We start from the raw sequence: 19,241 nt of genomic DNA on the forward strand, positions 1-19,241 counted from the left end.
ATCGGCGATAACACCTGCTGAAAGTCATACTTTTCGGCATAAAGCACCTGTCAGATCTGACAGGTTACCCATTCCCTTTATCTTGATAGCGTCTATCCACCTGCGCCCCCGCATTGTGCATTGGATCAGATCATGGCCGATCAAGAGTTGAGCATCGTTACCCCATCGATCGAGAAGAGTTCGACGATCGCCACCATTGGAAAAAGCTGGGGCGCGGTAGGTCCGACCGGTGCGGCGTCGTTTGAGCTGCCTGTCCCTGCGTCCGCCGGGCGTGGTTGGGACCCACAACTGTCATTGACCTACAGCAGCCAGGCCGGGAACGGGCCATTCGGTATCGGCTGGAACCTGGGCGTCGGCCAAATCAGCCGTCGCACCCATAAAGGTGTGCCGCGTTATACCGATCACGACGAAATCATCGGCCACGACGGCGAAGTGTGGATGCCCGAACTGGACGCTGCGGGTGAACTGAAGTCGCGCACCGAGTCGAGTTACAACGGGGTCGACATCGGCCCGCACTCGGTCGTGCGTTACTGGCCTCGGGTCGAAAGCGACTTCGCTCTGCGCGAACGCTGGCAAGCGGATCCAGATCTGCCGCCGTTCTGGTTGATACACGGCGCTGACGGCTCATTGCATGTTTATGGAAAAACCGCGGCCAGCCGCCGTGCGGATCCGGATCCGCACCCCGACAAAGCACTGCGAGTCAGCAGTTGGTTACTCTGCGAAAGCATGAATGCGCGCGGCGAGCACATCTGCTTTGAATACCTGAGTGACCATGATGACGCCGACCCAGTGCATGACTACCGCGCCCAGCGCTATCTGCACCGGGTGCTCTACGGTAACGCCAGCGCCAGTGCAGACTTGTACGCGTGGAGCAACGACAATCCTGCTGACTTGCACTGGCATTTCCACCTGTTGTTCGACTACGGCGAGCGCAGTCGCGACCTGAGCGAAAAACCCGTGTATGACGGCATCGAGTTGCAACCCTGGCTGCAACGCGGTGATCCGTTCTCGACATACGGCCAGGGATTTGAAATCGGCACCCGCAGGACTTGCCAACAAGTGTTGATGTTTCATCACTTCACGCAAGAAACCGGTTCCCGCCCGACACTCGTCCGGCGCTTGCTGCTGGAGTACCGCAACGTCGAACCGGCCTGGACGTACAGCCAGATCAGCGCCGCTCACTATCAGGCCTGGGATGCCGATGGCAGAGTGGAAAACAGCCCACCGGTCGAGTTCGATTACACACCGTTCGACATCAATAAAACCCCGGTACGGCTGTTTGAAACAGACACCATGCCCGCCATCGATGATGGCAATACTTATCAAGTTGTCGACTTGTACGGTGAAGGCATTCCAGGGTTTCTCGCACGGTTCGATCAGTGCTGGTACTACCGCGAACCTCAACGCGGCGAATCCGCGCCAGAAACCATCGATTACGGCCCGTGGACAGCGCTGCCGGCAGTGCCTGTCGCCAATCGCCGGCAGCCGGCGCAGCAATGGCTGACCGACCTGACGGGTGACGGACGTCTGGACTGGATCAGCGCGCAACCCGGCAACAGCGGTTTTCGCTCGTTGAAGGCTGATCGCAGCTGGGGCCCGTTCGTTCAGTTCGAAGCGATTCCAGTGGAACTGTTCAATACCCTTGCACAGCTGGGCGATCTGGTCGGCGACGGACTCAGTTCACTCGCGTTGATCGGCCCACGCGCCGTGCGCCTGTACGCCAATCAACGTGAGGGCGGCTTTGCCCACGCCGAAGACGTCGACCATAAAATCGATGACGACCGCCTGCCAGTGTTCAGTGACTCACCCACCGAGCTGGTGTTTCTGGGCAACATGCTCGGCAGTGACATGAGTGAGCTGTGCCGCATTCGGCATGACGAAATCAAATGCTGGCCCAATCTGGGACACGGCGAATTCGGCAAAGGCCAGGTGATCAGCGCCCTGCGTTTCACGTATGCCGAATTCAATGCGGCGCAGGTGCGTATCGCCGACCTCGACGGCTCTGGCGCACCGGCGCTGATCTACCTGAAATCCGACACTTTCGAGATTTACCGTAATCACGGTGGTAATGGCCTGGAACAGACACCGGTGGTTGTGCCATGGCCGGCGGGTATTCGTTACGACCAATTGTCCCGCGTGACACTGGCCGATGCTCAAGGCCTGGGCTGTGCCAGCCTGATTCTCAGCGTTACGCACATTGAGCCGCAGCACTGGCGTTATGACTTCGTCGCGGCCAAGCCTTACCTGCTGAATGTCACCAACAACAATATGGGCTGCAGCACTCGCGTCAGCTATCGCAGCTCTGCGCAAGCATGGCTTGATGAAAAGCACGAGCGGCTCGCACAACAACCGTTGGTCGCTCCCGCCTGTTATCTGCCTTTTCCGGTGCAGGTGGTCAGTCAGCAAGTGCAGGAAGATGAGGTCACCGGCAACCGCACAACGCAAATGAGCGAATACCGTCACGGCGTCTATGACGGGCGCGAGCGCGAGTTTCGCGGCTTCGGCCGGATCCAGCACACCGACAGCGAAAGTGCCACGGGTAATGATGAGATTGGCTTCACGGCACCCGTTCGGGTCTGTACCTGGTTTCATACCGGGCAATCCATGACTGCACCCCGCGAAGGTTACTTCAGCGAAGATTCCGATGCCGTGGCACTCGGTGGCACCTTGTACAGCCACTATCACCTCGGTGATGAATACGATGAGGCGGTGCCCCCATGCGACGCCGATACCGAATATGAAATTGCCCGGGCATTGGTGGGGTCGGTCATCCGTAGCGAAACCTATGCCGCCGACGATGATGCGCCCCTGCCGTATGCAGTCGAAGAGTTTCGCTATCTAGTGCGTGAAGTACGCTGCCGAGGTGAGCATGATCCCGCGACCGTGCTGTTGCCGCTGGCACTGGAACACATCAGTTATGCCTACGATCGCTTCATCGACGACCCGCAATGCCGGCACGAGATCACCTTGCGGCGTAACCGTTACGGTCTGCCGACTCACGCGCTGACGGTCAGTTATGCACGTCGCCGCAACGCAGCGGATACGCCGCCCTTTACTGATCCCGATGAACAGCAATGGTGGCTCGATGCGCATGATCAGGCCCAACAGTCCTACTACCTGAGCGAGGCCCGCGCTCGCTACATCGACCTCGATGCAAACCAGCAAATGTGGCGCTTGGGGCTGCCATGGCAGCAACGCAACAATGCGCTGGTATTGCCCAAAGGCGATCTACCCGCAGGCCTCGATCCAAAACAGATCGGTTACGAAGCGTTGAACGCCCATCAGGATTCCGCCCACTGGAATACCGCGCGAGTACTGACGATGCAGTCAATACAGCGTTATCTGAAGAGCACAGACATGTCGCCGCTGCCCGAGGGGCAGAGTGATTTCCAAGCGCTGGTCGCACCGATGGAACTGGCACAGATGGACAAGACCGCACTGGACGCCTACGGCGATCTGCCAGGTTTCGACATTCGCGCGGCGCTGAAGGAAATCGGCTATACGGCGATGCCACCCCTGTTCGAACCGGCGCCCCTGCCAGACGCCGAAGAGAATCTCTGGTCCTCGTCTTATGGCTACGCGCAATACGCTGGCCCCGAACGTTTCTACAACGTCCTCAAGTACCGTGAAACCTTGAGTCACGGCTGGACCACGGCGCAATACGATGATTACTGCCTGGCAATCAACCGCGTCGAACTGCCGGACCAGTGCACCACCCACATCGTCTACGACTATCACGCGTTGCAGCCGACCCGCATCGTCGATGCCAATGAAAACATTTACGAGGCCCTTTACGAACCGTCCGGGCAACCACTGGCAACCAGTTTTCATGGTACCGAAAACGGCATTGCCGCCGGTTTCGAGTCCCTGAGTGAATACCTGCGCCCAGTGGATTATCGCCCGGATGCAGCGATCGACAACCCGGCGGCCGCCGTGCAAAAAGCCGCCAGCACTTTGCGCAAGGATCTGTTCAGCTGGATGGGCCAGCTCCCGCCTGGCACAGACGAGGACCTCCAATGGATTGGGCAACGTTACATTCTGCCCAGTGGACATATTCGTGCCAGCGCACGCCAGCGCCTGCAACACAGCGCATCCCTGGCCCCTGCAGAACACGCGTTGCGCCAGCTCGTTGCCAGTGCTCACCGTGAACCGGTGCACAGCGTCTTGCTGAGTGCCGACCGCTATCCCCATGACGACGTCCCGGCACAGATACAGATCATCAAGGCTTGTGTGGACGGTTTCGGCCGCGCGCTGCAAACCCAGCAGCTTGTAGCTCCCGGTCAGGCGTATGAGGTGACCGCCGACGGCTCGCTGACCCTTGATCGCGGCGAGTTGCGCGAAATCTTCGCCGAGTCGCGCTGGCGCATCAGCGAACGGGTCGAATACAACAACAAAGGCCTGGCAGTGCGACAATTCCGGCCGTTCTTCGCTGATAGCCATGGCTACGTCAACGATATTTCCCTGCGCGAGCATGGCTATTTCGATCAGCAGTTCTATGACCCCATGGGCCGGCCAATCAAACTGATCAATGCCAAGGGCGATTTTTCCCGTGAGACCTATCATCCTTGGTATCACACCAGTGAAGACTTCAACGACACCGACGAGTCCGGTGCATGAACGCCAGCGTCGCCTGGCGTACGCCATCACTCGTCGTCAGTGATGGCCGCGGCTTGCCGGTGCGGCAGGTTGCCTATTTGCGCACGTTTGCCGGTGACGCGGCCGAAGTACTGGTTTCACGTTTCCAGCATGACCCGGCAGGCAGAGCGGTAGCGCAGTGGGATCCGCGCCTGCCAATGGCCAGTCAAGAGACCTTGTATGGTTTGAGTGGCGAGCCGCTCGCTGTCCACAGCGTCGATGCCGGCTGGCGTCTGACGTTGCCCGGGCTGGCCGGTGAGGCGTTCGAGCGTTGGGATGAGCGCGGCAGCCATTGGCGAACCACCTTCGATGAGCAATTGCGCCTGTTGACGCAGGAAAACCTCACACAGGCAGATATCGAAACCTGCATCTATGCCGACGCGAACGCCGACCCTGCCCTCAACCTGCGTGGGCGATTGATCACGTTGAGGGACGCGTCGGGCTCCAGCGACTTCGAAAGTTTCAGCCTCGCCGGTCAGTCGCTGCGCGAGACCCGCACCTTTCATGACGACATGGCGTTTGTCAGTCAACGGGTCTACAGCCCGGCAGGCCGCCTGCTGGAACAGACCGATGCCGGCGGACATCGCCAGCGACTGCGCTACGACGTTGCCGGGCAACTCAACTTCAGCCAATTGCGAATCAACCCCCAGCCCGACTGGAAAGTGGTTTTGCGCTACGCCCAATACGACGCCGCAGGGCAGATCACCGAACAACAGACCGCCAACGGAGTGGTCAGCCAATGGCTCTATGAACCTGAGAACGGCCGCCTGCGTCGGCAATCCTCTGCCATCGGCACGCAGCCGGCTCTGCAGGATCTTGAATACGCGTATGACGCGAAAGGCAATTGCACGCGCATCCTCGATCACGTTTTCAGTGTCAGCCATTTCGCCAACCAACGGGTCGACGGCGAACGTCTGTTCAGCTATGACTCGCTGGACCGCTTGCACAGCGCGAGTGGTTACGACGACGGTCCGCCCTCGGACATTCCCGGCTTGCCGCAGCCAACCGACCCGCACAACCGCCTCAATTACACACAGACTTATACCTACGACCACAGCGGCAACCTGATCAGGCTCCGCCATGTCCGCGCGGGTACCAGCCATACGCGCGAGATGAGCATCGACCCCGCCAGCAATCGTGGCGTGCGCTGGAAGGCGGGCGATCCGCTACCGGACTTCGCCAGCCTGTTCGACCGCCACGGTAATCTGCTGGCCTTGCAACCCGGCCAGCCGCTGCAATGGAACACCCGCGACCAACTGGCTCGAATCACTCTGATCCATCGCGACAACAGCGCCGATGATCAAGAGCAGTACCGTTACAGCCAGGGCGTGCGGGTCTACAAGCGCCATGAGCGGCACACAACGTCCGTCAGCCACTTTGACGAAGTCCGTTATCTGCCCGGCCTGGAAATCCGCACCCGCGACAATGCCGAGGAACTGCACGTCATCACTGTCGCCAGCGGCTTCGGCGACGCGCGTTGCCTGCACTGGACAGGCGAACCGCCGACAATCGATAACGATCAATTGCGTTACACCCTCAACGATCATTGCGGTTCCAGCCTGATGGAACTGGATCAGCAGGCGCGTCTGATCAGTCACGAAGGTTATTACCCGTTTGGGGCGACCGCGTGGTTGCGCGCCCGCTCGGGGCTGGAGGTCAGTTACAAGACCGTACGTTATTCAGGCCGGGAAATGGACGTCAGCGGCCTTTATTACTACGGCGCAAGATATTACGCGCCGTGGTTGCAACGCTGGATCAGCGCCGACCCGGGAGGCGATGTCGACGGGCTGAACCTGTACGCATTCGTCGGCAATAACCCGATGAACTATTTCGATGACGCCGGGCTCAATCGCTCGCCCAACGAACTCAAGCGACTGATCAGCTGGAACATGCAGGCGTTGTCTTCCATAGATCAAAAAATGAGTAACCTTCAGGGCCAACTGATCAACCTGCAACATCCAGGGAAATGGCGCAAGACGCTGGCCAGGAACGTTGCTTATCAAGTCGGCAGCGCCGTCGCCGGCTGGTTTACCTCGTTCAATGCCGCCACGTTTGCCTCCGAAGCCATACCCGGGCTTTCCGCTGATTTGATCGGCTTGACCCTGGGCAACAACGTCGCCGACCGGAGCGTTGGCACTTATGACACGCTGGTGGATCAACTGACGTTGAACTCGCCGATTGTCCCCCGCACCTCTACCTTCAACCGTGATGCCATTGCGGCAGAGCTGCAGCCACCATCCGCGCTCCCCTCCCGCGAAAAGTACGACGTGCGCAGCCGTGAGGGTTTGCAACAATTGGCGGTGGATGGCATCAGTAAAGTCGTCGGCGCCTATGTGCCCGGTGTGGGTGAGGCCATGGCCCTGGGCAGCCTTGCACAGCAAGCCAATGAGGCCGAGGAAGGCCTGTCATCGCTGAAACTGGCAAAAATCCACAGCACTCTCGATGAACTCGATGCGATGGTCACGCGATTGACCGCATCGACCAACACCGCGTTTGCAGAACTGGGAATAAACGAGTTTTACGATAAAAAAAACGCAATGCGCGGCTACCTGGTTGACCTGGCACTCAATCGGGTAGGCACGGCCAAGGCGAAAATGTTACGCCAGTCTGATGTGAAGCAGCTTGCAGGATTCGCCCGTAATAATATCGGGACCACCCGAGGACTCCTCAACATTTATCAGCAAAAAGTCCCGACCATTCGCCATCGGTATCGGGGCAAATGAATTGCACAGACCTGAGGTCACCCCAGGTAATGGAGCGTCGGACATGAGCGCCAACCTCCACTTTCGAACGCCTCGGTTGCAGGTGATCGATAACCGCGGATTGCCCGTGCGTGTCGTCGACTACTTGCGCACTGCGGCGGGCCAAACCAGTGAATCGCTCATCACTCGCCAAGTGTACGACTCCAACGCACGGTTAACGGCACAATGGGATCCGCGTCTGTTCGGCGCATCGCCGAAAGCCAACATCAACACCGTTCACGGTTTGGCCGGCACCCCGCTGAAAATCGACAGCGTCGATGCTGGCTGGCGCGTGACCCTGCCTGGGCTGGCAGATGAAGTGCTGCAACGCTGGGACCAGCGCGGCAACCACTGGCGCTATCACTACGACGCGTTGTTGCGGCCGATTGAAATTGTCGAGAATGAACAAACCCGGCATGAACAATTCACCTATGGCGATAACGACGCCAACGCCGGAGATAATCTGCGTGGGCAGTTGCTGACGTTGCAGGACTCTTGCGGTATTTCCAACTGGCCGAACTTCAGCCTGCTCGGCCAACCACTGGTTCAGATACGGGTCTTCGACGATGGCATCAGTCATCGGAGCGCACAAACCTACAGCCCGCTCAACCAGACATTGACGCAAACCGATGCCGGTGGTCATCGACAAAACCTGCACTTTGACCTCGCCGGGCAACTCAGGCAGGTGACGCTTATGTGCCACGGCGCCAGCCAGTTGCAACCTGTCTGGCTGGATATGCAGTACAACGCCGCCGGACAGCTTATCGAGCAGCACGCCGCCAATGACATGCGCAGCCGCTGGCATTACGACCCGCGAGATGGCCGGCTGAGCCGTTCACAAGCGTCGATTCCCGGACAGGCTGCGCAGCAGCATCTGGTGTATGGCTATGACCGTATCGGAAACGTATTGCATATCCAGGACCTGACCTTTCAGCCTGTGTACTTCGCCAACCAGCTCATCGATGGCGAGCGGCATTTCGAATATGACTCACTCTACCGGCTGACCCGCGCCAGCGGCCATGACGCCTCCCCGACCAGTGACCTGCCCGGTCGTCCGCTGCCGAGTGACCCGCAAAACCTGCGCAATTACACCCAGCACTTTGCTTACGATCAGGGCAATAACCTGACTCGACTGGTGCACGCGCGCGAAGTCGGCGGCTACACGCGGCAGATGCTCGTCGACCCTGCGAGCAACCGTGCGCTGCACTGGAAAGAGGCAGATCCGCTACCCGATTTCGCGGCATTTTTTGACGCCCACGGCAATCAGCGCAAACTCCAGCACGGTGCTGCTCTGTTCTGGAACGCGCACGACCAGTTGCGTCAGGTGACATTGCTCGAACATGACAACGGCCTGGCGGATGACTGCGAAGTCTATGTCTACAGTCAGGGCGAGCGCGTCGGCAAACGCCACGAAACCCATACCGCCAGTGCAACGCATTATCTTCAGGTGCGTTATTTGCCAGGTCTGGAAATTCGCACCCGCGATAACGGCGAAGAACTGCATGTCATCACCCTGCCCGGCAGCGTGCGTTGTCTGCACTGGCGGGAAAAACCTCCCGCGCATGTCGAAAACAATCAGCTGCGTTACAGCCTCGATGATCATCTCGGCTCAAGCCTGATCGAGGTCGATCAACTCGGCCGGCTCATCAGCCGCGAAACCTACTATCCGTTCGGCGGCACGGCGCTGTGGCTCCCCAGCTCAAGCACGCTGGTGGACTACAAGACCGTGCGCTACAGCGGCAAGGAAATGGACGTCAGCGGTTTGTACTACTACGGCATGCGCTATTACGCGCCCTGGCTGCAGCGCTGGATCAGTGCCGATCCGGCGGGGGATGTCGACGGGCTTAATTTTTATGCATTCGTGGGCAACGATCCGCTTGGCAATATTGACCTTGGGGGCACTGAAACCCTAAGGCTCAAAGGCTTGGATGCGATCATCGCCAGTAGCCTCAGGGGCGACGAACGCCGGCGCCAACGCAACGCTCCCGGCCTGGCCAGGCAATCACTTTCACAAGCGATCGATCGGCACCTGAATATCCTCGCCATCTCGCTGCGGCGTGGCATCGATGCGCAACAGCAGATTCTCAATCACCGTTCGAGCACCGACTTCGCGGTGTCTTCCTTGCGCCGAGGCGGTGTTCACCTTACCGGGCAAATCGTTTCCTACGGTGCCGGAATAGCCGTCGGCATCGGCGCCCAGGCCTTGGGGGCCGTCGCTCCGGGGGCGGGCAATGTGGTGGGGATCGCCATGGGATTCGCCGCGAAAAAAACCGTCAGTGCCTTATGGGATTACGCTGCGGAACGCACCGGAGCCAGTGCTTCGATCAAGTTCAAGGCCAGCCGGGTATCGATGGAAAAAATCATCCTGAAAGCCGAGTACAAAACCATGTCGCCCATCAACTACATCCAGCAGAAATATTCAAAAATGCTTCCCGACACACAAAAGGGTGCATTGAAGGGCATCAAGGAAGGAGCCAGCACGGCCGTCGGACTGGCAGCCAAATCATTTGCTCCCGACATGGCGAGTGAAGTCAGCGCTACAGCCAGTGGCTTGCTCGGCGCGGTGGAAATAGTTCATGAAATGGTGGGTGGGAGCGGTGAACTTTCGGCAGAGAAAATCGCCAAGGGCGATCGCAACCTGACAAACCTGATCGGCGCATTGAACAGCAATCTGGCCGCGATCACCGCGCAGTTTGAGATGACTGGCGTCAGCGCCATGAACACCTTCAGTTTCTTTGGCGAGAACGCTGGCGACTCGGTCGAAAGCCTGACCCAGGCCACTCGCTCAGTGATCGGCGAACTGACCTACGCGCGCACCATGCTGCGTTCCCACTCGCGCAAATTCACTCAGGTCTGATCGGGTAACGAGTCATTCGAGAAGGATCGCCGGACCCATGCTATCGTGCCGGCCCGTCCCTTTATCCATTAGCCCAGCATGCTGCCGACTTCCCGTACCTTGCGTCTGTCGTTGTATACCCTGCTGATTGTCGCCGGTGCGGCGCTTGCCGCGACGCTTGCCATTCGCCACGCCGAACGTCAGGCGCTGGAGGAGGACGCGGCCCGCGCCAATCAGCAACTGGCGTTGTATGCCAATTCTCTGCACACCCTGATCGATCGCTATCGCGCCCTCCCCGCCGTGTTGGCGCTGGATCCGCAATTGCGCTCGGCACTGGCAGGTTCCGTCGATGCCGACGAACAGGCGGGGCTAAATCTCAAGCTGGAAAAGATCAACGGTGCGGCGCAGTCGTCGACCCTTGAGTTGCTCGATCACACTGGCCTCGCTGTCGCGGCGAGTAACTGGCGCCTGCCCAGCAGTTATGTTGGCCACAACTACGGTTTCCGCCCTTACTTCAGCCAGACCCGCACCCAAGGCACTGGACGTTTTTATGCGGTGGGCGTGACCAGTGGCATCCCCGGTTATTTCCTTTCCAGCGCGGTGCTCGGCGACCACGACGAGTTCCTCGGGGCGATGGTGGTCAAGCTGGAATTTCCGGAACTGGAACGCGAATGGGGCCAGGGCAACGACACGCTGCTGGTCAGCGATGCACGCGGAATCATCTTCATCGCCAATCAACCGGGCTGGCGTTACCGCGCCTTGCGTCCGCTGAGCGCCAGCGACATGGCCGAGATCCACAGCACGCGTCAGTACGACAAACAGGCACTGCTGCCGCTGACCTACCTGTCGCTGCGCAGCTTCGATGAAAACAGCGATCTGACTCGCGTCGAAGGCCCGCAAGGCACGGCGGATTACCTGTGGGAATCGCTGCCGCTGACCACCGAGGGCTGGACCCTGCATTTGCTCCGCCATCCACAGGTCGCCTTCGAAGATTTGCGCAACGCCGGGCTCGCTGCCGCCGGCGTATGGCTGGCGTTGGTGTTTCTGTTGCTGTTCCTCAATCAGCGCTGGCGCCTGGCGAAAATGCGCCAGCGCAGCCGCGCAGAACTCGAGCAACTGGTCGAGGAACGCACCCGCGATTTGCGCACGGCGCAGGACGGTCTGGTGCAGTCGGCCAAACTCGCCGCTCTGGGGCAGATGTCTGCGGCGCTGGCCCACGAAATCAATCAACCGCTGACCGCTCAGCGCATGCAACTGGCGACACTGCGTCTGCTGCTCGACCATGGCCGCGTCGACGATGCCTATAAAGCCCTGAAACCAGTGGACGAAATGCTCACGCGCATGGCCTCCCTCACCGGTCACTTGAAAACCTTTGCGCGCAAAAGCCCCAGCGGCCTGCGCGAGCGTCTGGACCTGGCGACGGTGGTCGATCAATCCCTGCAACTGCTCGATGCCCGGCTGCGCGATGAACAGGTCAGTCTGGTGCTCCACCTGGCGCGTCCGGCCTGGGTGCGCGGCGATGCGATTCGCCTCGAACAGGTGCTGATCAATCTGCTGCGCAACGCCCTCGATGCCATGCACGGCAAACCGTGCAAACGCCTGGAAATTCGCCTGGAAGCCGACGAACAACTGTGGCGCCTGAGCGTCAGCGACAATGGCGGCGGGATCGCCGAAGAACACCTGGGCCAGGTCTTCGACCCGTTCTTCACCACTAAACCGGTGGGTGACGGACTGGGCCTCGGGCTGGCGGTATCCTTTGCCATCGTGCATGAATCCGGCGGTCGCCTGAGCGCCGAGAATGGCGACAGCGGCGCAGTGTTCAGCCTGACTCTACCGATCGATCTGGAGGCGCATATCTGATGCTCAATTCGGTGATGGTGGTCGATGACGAAAGCAGCATTCGCAGCGCCGTCGAACAGTGGTTGAGCCTGTCGGGATTCGCGGTGCAATTGTTCAGTCGCGCCGAAGAATGCCTCGCCGCCCTGCCCGCGCATTTCCCCGGGGTGATTCTCAGCGACGTGCGCATGCCCGGCATGGGCGGGCTGCAACTGCTCGCCGAAGTGCAGCGCCGCGACGCCGATCTGCCGGTGATTCTGCTCACCGGGCATGGCGATGTCCCCATGGCGGTCGAAGCGATGCGCGACGGCGCCTACGATTTCCTCGAAAAGCCGTTCAGCCCGGAAAGCCTGCTCGGCAGTTTGCGCCGGGCCCTGGATAAACGACGCCTGGTCCTCGAAAACCGCGCGCTGCACGAACAGGCCGATCACCGCGCGAAACTCGATGCAACGTTGCTCGGCGTGTCGAAAGGCTTGCAAACCTTGCGTCGACAAGTGCTGGATCTGGCGGCGCTGCCGGTCAACGTATTGATCCGTGGCGAAACCGGCAGCGGCAAAGAACTGGTTGCACGTTGCCTGCACGATTTCGGACCACGTGCCGACAAGCCCTTCGTGGCGCTGAACTGCGCAGCGATCCCCGAGCAGTTGTTCGAAGCCGAGTTGTTCGGGCATGAGAGCGGCGCCTTCACCGGCGCCTCCGGCAAGCGCATCGGCAAACTGGAATACGCCGATGGCGGCACGCTGTTTCTCGATGAAATCGAAAGCATGCCGCTCGCCCAGCAAGTGAAATTGCTGCGGGTGTTGCAGGAGCAGAAACTGGAACGCCTGGGTTCGAACCAGAGCATTCGCGTCGACTTGCGCATCGTTGCGGCAACCAAACCCGACTTGCTCGACGAAGCCCGTGCCGGTCGCTTTCGGGAAGACCTGGCGTATCGCCTGAATGTCGCCGAACTGCGTTTACCGCCGTTGCGTGAGCGCCGCGAGGACATTCCGTTGTTGTTCGAAACCTTCGCACAGAGTGCGGCGCAGCGCCTGGGCCGAACCTTCCCGCCGCTGAGCGGTGCACAGTTGAGTCATCTGCTCAGTCATGACTGGCCGGGCAATGTCCGCGAGCTGGCGAACGTTGCCGAACGGCAGGTGCTGGGGCTGGACGAGCCGGCACCGGGGATCGATCCGGGGCAATCGCTGGCGGCGCAGCAGGAAGCGTTCGAGGCGCAGTGTTTGCGTGCAGCGCTGACCCGGCACAAGGGCGACGTCAAAGCGGTGCTTGAAGAACTGCAACTGCCACGCCGCACGTTCAATGAAAAGCTGCAGCGGCATGGGTTGAGTCGGGAGATGTTTGTTTCAGGCAGTTGAGTTTTGTTGCGCCTGTAATGCCGTCTTCGCGAGCAAGCCCGCTCCCACAGTGGACCGTATTTCTCCTGATGAAATGCGGTTCACTGTGGGAGCGGGCTTGCTCGCGAAGAGGCCCGACCCAACACACAAAACCCATCCTGCGTAAGCGTTTTTCCGCTCATCCCATTCCAACAATAAGCGGATTTCCGCTCACCAAACCGCCCTGCCCCCTCTAAACCGGCTCTCTCGCCGTTGGCACAGCTCCTGCTATAGCCCACGCAGGCTGCGTTTTAACGCGCTCCACAAAAACAATTAAACGAAGGATCCTTCAATGGATAACTCCAACGCCCTGCCTCTTGGGTCGGCTGCCGCGCCCGCCAAAGAAAGAACCACCGCCAGCCGGATCAAATCGATCTTCAGCGGTTCCGTCGGCAACATGGTCGAGTGGTACGACTGGTACGTGTATGCCGCCTTCTCGCTGTACTTCGCTAAATCATTTTTCCCTGCCGGCTCCTCCACCGCACAACTGATGAACACCGCTGCGATCTTCGCCGTGGGATTCCTCATGCGTCCGATCGGTGGCTGGCTGATGGGCCTCTACGCTGACAAGGTCGGACGCAAAAAAGCGCTGATGGCCTCGGTCTACCTGATGTGCTTCGGCTCCCTGCTGATCGCCCTCAGCCCGAACTACGAAACCATCGGCATCGGCGCGCCGATCCTGCTGATCTTCGCCCGTCTGCTGCAAGGCCTGTCGGTCGGTGGCGAATACGGCACCTCGGCGACCTACCTGTCCGAGATGGCGACCAAGCAACGTCGCGGCTTCTTCTCCAGCTTCCAGTACGTGACCCTGATTTCGGGCCAGCTCATCGCGCTGGGTGTATTGATCGTTCTGCAAAACGTTCTGACCACTGAACAGCTGTACGCGTGGGGCTGGCGCATCCCGTTCGCCATCGGCGCACTGTGCGCAGTCGTTGCGCTGTACCTGCGTCGCGGCATGGAAGAAACCGAGTCGTTTACCAAGAAAGAAAAGTCCAAGGAAAGCGCCATGCGCACCTTGATGCGTCATCCAAAGGAATTGATGACCGTGGTCGGCCTGACCATGGGCGGTACGCTGGCGTTCTACACCTACACCACCTACATGCAGAAGTACCTGGTGAACACCGTCGGCATGAGCATCTCCGACTCGACCACGATTTCGGCGGCCACGCTGTTCCTGTTCATGTGCCTGCAACCGATCATCGGCGGCCTCTCGGACAAGATCGGTCGTCGTCCGATCCTGATCGCCTTCGGCGTGCTGGGGACGATTTTCACCGTGCCGATTCTGATGACCCTGCACACCATCCAGACCTGGTGGGGCGCGTTCTTCCTGATCATGGCGGCGCTGATCATCGTCAGCGGCTACACCTCGATCAACGCGGTGGTGAAAGCCGAGCTGTTCCCGACTGAAATCCGCGCCCTCGGCGTCGGCCTGCCGTATGCACTGACCGTGTCGATCTTCGGCGGTACCGCTGAATACATCGCACTGTGGTTCAAGAGCATCGGCATGGAAACCGGTTACTACTGGTATGTGACGGCGTGCATTGCGGTGTCGTTGCTGGTCTACGTGACCATGAAAGACACCCAGAAACATTCGCGCATCGTCACTGACTGATCGGGTTTTCACAGCCACTGCAACGGTGGCTGTGATGGCCTCATCGCTGGCAAGCCAGCTCCCACATTGGAATGCGTTCCTCTGTGGGAGCGGGCTTGCTCGCGAATGCCGCGACTCGGTATCAAGTCAACTCGCCAACATGCGGCCTGCCATAGCGCTTCTGCGCATACGAAGCGCCGACAATCATCACCAGCAGAATCCCCGCCAATACCGCCGACGAACCGATGGTGCCGAAATCCAGCCCGCCCTTCTCATGGGGTTTGGTCATCAAGTCACCCAAGGTCGCGCCGAACGGCCTGGTCAACACGAACGCCACCCAGAACAACACCACCGTCGAAATCTTCGTGAAATATTTCAGCAGCACGACCACCGCGATGGTCGAGCCGATCAGCAGCGCGCCACCGGCAAAACCCAACCCTGAATCGTCGGCAAGGTAATCGCCCAGCGCCGTGCCGAGGGTGTTGGAAAACAGAATCGCCATCCAGTAGAACATCTCGCCACGGAAGGTCTGCACCTTGCTGACGTTAAGCGAATCACCGCTCAGACGCCACGCGGCAAAGATCGCCAGTAGAATCGCGATGAGGATCATCGAGCCAGTGGCATAACCGAGCCCGAGGGTGCGATCCATGAAGTCCGACATGGTCGTGCCGGCGGTGCTGGTCGACAGGATCACCAGCCAGTACAACAGAGGCTTGTAAGTCTTGGCCATCAACTGCGTGATCAGCGTCAGCACAAAGACGCTAATCAAAATCAGCGAGCTCAGCGCATAACCGACGTTGAGCGTCATCGACAGCAAATCCCCCGCGGTTTCCCCCAGGGTCGTCGCGCAGATTTTCATGACCCAGAAAGCCAAGGTGATTTGAGGAAGTTTGTTCATTGCAAGGAAAGCTCCAGTGTGTGACGGCCGGTTCTTGGTTTTCTGGCCGCAGGCAGACTGGCGTTGCGGTGGTGAAAAAGCGGTCGGCAAAGTATGAAAAATCTGTCACACACGGCAAAACAGCGATTAATCGCTGATTAATGCTGCCCCCTCATTCTGCAATCACCTGATCGATGACCTGCGCGACGCTCGCCCCGACGACGAAAGCGAATTAAATGCGCCGCCCTTAACATCAAGTTAATCGATTGTTTTTAGCATTAATTTGCGCTTTTTAATCAATTTAGTTGGCGTAGCATTAAACCCATGCAAGACACACCGCCAACGAATCTGGAGTAACAATCATGAAAACCCGACTGATCCTCGCCCTGACCCTGTCCGTACTGGCCGCCAACACTTTCGCCGCCGACGGCTCGGATAAAACCAAATCCGCTGACTTCATTAACGGCGCCAGCGCTGCCATCGAAACCAGCCACACCGGCACCTACGCCGCTGACGGTTTTGATAAAACCAATATTGGCAAAGCCGTGGCTGCCGATGGCTTCGACAAGACTGGCACTGCCGCAGCCATCAGCTGATCTACACGCTCCCCCTGTAGGAGCTGCCGAAGGCTGCGATCTTTTGATCTTGCTTTAAAAGACAGGATCAACAGATCGCAGCCTGCGGCAGCTCCTACAGGGGATTTGTATGGGTGGAAATATGCGGGGCGTCCTTGCACTATGGCTGCATTCGAAATGCAGCCTCAGGATCTTCTACCATGCCCGATGACATCCACTTCTACGAACCCGCCAATGGCCACGGCCTGCCCCATGATCCGTTCAACGCCATCGTCGGCCCGCGCCCCATCGGCTGGATTTCCTCGCAGGATGCCCAAGGTCAGTTGAACCTCGCGCCGTACAGTTTCTTCAACGCCTTCAACTACATTCCGCCGATCATTGGCTTTTCCAGCGTCGGGCGCAAAGACAGCCTGAACAACATCGAGCAGACCGGCGAATTCGCCTGGAACCTCGCTACCCGCCCGCTGGCCGAGCAGATGAACCAGAGCTGCGCGATGGTCGCGCCGCAGGTCAACGAATTTGATTTGGCGGGATTGACCACCGTGGCGTCGAAGGTGATTTCGGTGCCGCGCGTGGCCGAAAGCCCGGTGTCCTTCGAATGCAAGGTCACGCAGATCATTCAGTTGCAGCGCGCCGATGGCGAAACCGTGCCGAGCTGGCTGATCCTCGGCGAAGTGGTCGCCGTACACATCGCCAAGTGGCTGTTGAAGGATGGCATCTACGACACCGCCGCGGCAGAACCGATTCTACGCGGCGGCGGGCCGGCGGATTATTTCCAGCTGGGGCCTGAAGCCCTGTTCAAGATGTGGCGTCCGGGCGCAAACAAATAACGCGTTACCAGATCAACTCGGCGTCGTCGGTGACGCCTTTGAGTTTATCCAGCTCATTGATGGCCGCGTCATCAGCAGCAATGGCGCCGGGAAAAACCTGATCATTCAGCAGTTTGTGAAAGCGTGGTGCACCGCCATCGACCAAGGCCTTGACCGCGATTGCCGCGTGGTAACCCTTGTTGCCGCCCAACTCGACGGGAACGACTGCGGAGACTGCTTCGAAGTGTTCGAACTCTTTACGTGCCATGTCACACATCCCGGCTCAGACAAATTAAGCCGGACATTAAACCCTCAACCGGCGAGTTTGTGTACCGGTGCCGGGCATTGACCGAGGGCTTGCGCGACCGACACGTCTTTGAAAGTGTGGAAGTCGAGGCTGTTGACCACCAGCTCCTGCACCAGCTCGGCGAAGATTTCCATCGACGGGCTGTTGAAGTAGTTGGTCATCATTTGCTGGCTGCTCCAGAACCCGCAGACCAGCCACAACTCGGGATCACACTGTGAATGCTGCAAGGCAAAGCTCAGGCAACCGGGGGCAGCGCGGGACGGATCGATCAACGCGCTCAGGCGCACACCGAGTTCCGCCGAACGCCCGGCGCGCGCTCGAACGAAGGCCATATGACTGACGGGAATCTGCTTGGACATGTTCAACCCTCCCAGGGAGTCGCGTGGCAGCCGGGGGACGGGCTGCGACAGGATCCAAGGTTAAGGGCCATGTGCCAGATGCCGTTAGTCGATTCCTGCCGCCGCGTTGCACAATCCTGCGAGACTTGTCTGAACCGTCGTTGATGCGCGCTCCCCTGTAGGAGCTGCCGCAGGCTGCGATCTTTTGACCTTAAAGACAACAATCAAAAGATCGCAGCCTTCGGCAGCTCCTACAGGTCAGCATTCGTCCAGCGTTGATGGATAGCGCGGTGCAGAATCAGGCAAGCATTTCGCAGGATGTGTCTACCGCTCGCGCTTGCACAAACATATGCTCTGCTCCATTCCACCTCCCTTGCCGAGGATGCCGTGCATGACGTCATTCGATCGTTTCCAAGCCCAACCCACCGCTGACATGGAAAAGCAGCGCGCGGAACTGGCGGCGATCATCCGCCGCAACACCACGGACGATGGCAGCTACGCCACGGCCGTCGGTTCGCTGTTCATGTCGCGCCACACCCAATCCCACGACTTTGCCCCGGTGCTCGCGCAACCGGCGCTGTGCATCATGGCGCAGGGGCGTAAAGAGGTGCGGCTGGCGGATGAATACTTCAATTACGACCCGCTGAATTATCTGGTGGTCTCGGTTTCGATGCCGCTGAGTGGGCGTGTGGTCAACGTGTCGCCGGAGAACCCGATCCTCGCCGTGCGCCTCGATATCGATCCGGCCGAAATCACCGCGCTGATCGCCGACGCTGGCCCGATGGGTGTGCCGACGCGGCCGACCGGTCGCGGTTTGTATGTCGAGCAAATCGACAGTTCGATGCTCGATGCCGTGCTGCGTCTGGCGCGTCTGCTCGATGCGCCGAAAGACATCGCCATGCTCGCGCCGCTGATTCGTCGGGAGATTCTTTATCGCCTGTTGCGCAGTCCGCAGGGTCATCGTTTGTATGAGATCGCGATTGCCAACAGCCAGAGCCACCGCATCAGCCAGGCGATCAAATGGCTCAACGGCAACTTCGAGCAGCCGTTGCGCATCGATGATCTGGCCAAGGAAGTGAATCTGAGCGTGTCGACCCTGCATCACCGCTTCAAGGCGATGACGGCGATGAGTCCGCTGCAGTATCAGAAGCAACTGCGTTTGCAGGAGGCGCGACGGTTGATGCTGGCCGAAGGGCTGGAAGCGTCGGCGGCGGGGTATCGCGTAGGGTATGAGAGTCCGTCGCAGTTCAGCCGCGAGTACAGCCGCTTGTTTGGGGCGCCGCCGTTGCGGGATTTGGCGCGGTTGCGGCTGTCTGTCTGATC

The 19,241-nt window shown here is 59.4% G+C and carries 12 protein-coding genes; 9 read left to right on the forward strand and 3 right to left on the reverse strand.

Features of this window, described 5'->3' with window-relative positions; genetic code table 11:
- The first annotated feature begins 132 nt into the window (after positions 1 to 132).
- The 6 genes from C2E19_RS23320 (at position 133) to C2E19_RS23345 (ending at position 15,033) form a co-directional block, all read left to right on the forward strand.
- The gene (locus tag C2E19_RS23320; protein ID WP_129395268.1) at positions 133 to 4,617 is read left to right on the forward strand and encodes a SpvB/TcaC N-terminal domain-containing protein; all 4,485 of its coding nucleotides are present in this window, start codon (positions 133 to 135) and stop codon (positions 4,615 to 4,617) included.
- Positions 4,614 to 7,358, forward strand: coding sequence for an RHS repeat-associated core domain-containing protein (locus tag C2E19_RS23325; RefSeq protein ID WP_129395269.1), 2,745 nt, complete (start codon positions 4,614 to 4,616; stop codon positions 7,356 to 7,358). Before C2E19_RS23320 ends, C2E19_RS23325 begins: the two co-directional genes overlap by 4 nt.
- Positions 7,359 to 7,401: 43 nt before the next feature.
- Positions 7,402 to 10,233 (forward strand): RHS repeat-associated core domain-containing protein, encoded by a 2,832-nt coding sequence (locus tag C2E19_RS23330; RefSeq protein ID WP_129395270.1) that lies wholly within the window; start codon positions 7,402 to 7,404, stop codon positions 10,231 to 10,233.
- 78 nt (positions 10,234 to 10,311) lie between these two features.
- A complete protein-coding gene (locus tag C2E19_RS23335) occupies positions 10,312 to 12,072 on the forward strand; it encodes an ATP-binding protein (RefSeq protein ID WP_129395271.1) in 1,761 nt (586 codons plus the stop codon).
- A complete protein-coding gene (locus C2E19_RS23340) occupies positions 12,072 to 13,403 on the forward strand; it encodes a sigma-54 dependent transcriptional regulator (protein ID WP_129395272.1) in 1,332 nt (443 codons plus the stop codon). The genes C2E19_RS23335 and C2E19_RS23340 overlap by 1 nt, the downstream gene beginning before the upstream one ends.
- 310 nt (positions 13,404 to 13,713) lie before the next feature.
- On the forward strand, positions 13,714 to 15,033 hold the full coding sequence (locus tag C2E19_RS23345; RefSeq protein WP_129395273.1) for an MFS transporter: 1,320 nt from the start codon (positions 13,714 to 13,716) through the stop codon (positions 15,031 to 15,033).
- Positions 15,034 to 15,154: 121 nt separating this feature from the next.
- Here C2E19_RS23345 and C2E19_RS23350 read toward each other — a convergent pair whose 3' ends face one another.
- Complete coding sequence (locus C2E19_RS23350; RefSeq protein WP_129395274.1) at positions 15,155 to 15,910, reverse strand: hypothetical protein; 756 nt, start codon at positions 15,908 to 15,910, stop codon at positions 15,155 to 15,157.
- Positions 15,911 to 16,251: 341 nt separating this feature from the next.
- Between C2E19_RS23350 and C2E19_RS23355 the strand changes: the two genes are divergently transcribed.
- Positions 16,252 to 16,485: a hypothetical protein gene (locus C2E19_RS23355; protein ID WP_129395275.1), complete on the forward strand. Its 234-nt coding sequence runs from the start codon at positions 16,252 to 16,254 to the stop codon at positions 16,483 to 16,485.
- A gap of 179 nt (positions 16,486 to 16,664) precedes the next feature.
- On the forward strand, positions 16,665 to 17,294 hold the full coding sequence (locus C2E19_RS23360) for a flavin reductase family protein (RefSeq protein WP_129395276.1): 630 nt from the start codon (positions 16,665 to 16,667) through the stop codon (positions 17,292 to 17,294).
- Positions 17,295 to 17,298: 4 nt separating this feature from the next.
- Here the strand turns inward: C2E19_RS23360 and C2E19_RS23365 are convergent, their stop codons facing one another.
- Together C2E19_RS23365 and C2E19_RS23370 are read right to left on the reverse strand one after the other, a co-directional pair.
- Positions 17,299 to 17,541 (reverse strand): hypothetical protein, encoded by a 243-nt coding sequence (locus C2E19_RS23365; RefSeq protein WP_129395277.1) that lies wholly within the window; start codon positions 17,539 to 17,541, stop codon positions 17,299 to 17,301.
- A 44-nt stretch (positions 17,542 to 17,585) separates the two neighbouring features.
- A complete protein-coding gene (locus C2E19_RS23370; protein WP_129395278.1) occupies positions 17,586 to 17,939 on the reverse strand; it encodes an antibiotic biosynthesis monooxygenase family protein in 354 nt (117 codons plus the stop codon).
- A 370-nt stretch (positions 17,940 to 18,309) separates the two neighbouring features.
- Between C2E19_RS23370 and C2E19_RS23375 the strand changes: the two genes are divergently transcribed.
- A complete protein-coding gene (locus C2E19_RS23375; RefSeq protein WP_129395279.1) occupies positions 18,310 to 19,239 on the forward strand; it encodes an AraC family transcriptional regulator in 930 nt (309 codons plus the stop codon).
- The last annotated feature ends 2 nt before the right edge of the window (positions 19,240 to 19,241 follow it).

The organism is Pseudomonas sp. DTU12.3, assembly GCF_004124275.1.
Classification (GTDB): domain Bacteria; phylum Pseudomonadota; class Gammaproteobacteria; order Pseudomonadales; family Pseudomonadaceae; genus Aquipseudomonas; species Aquipseudomonas helmanticensis.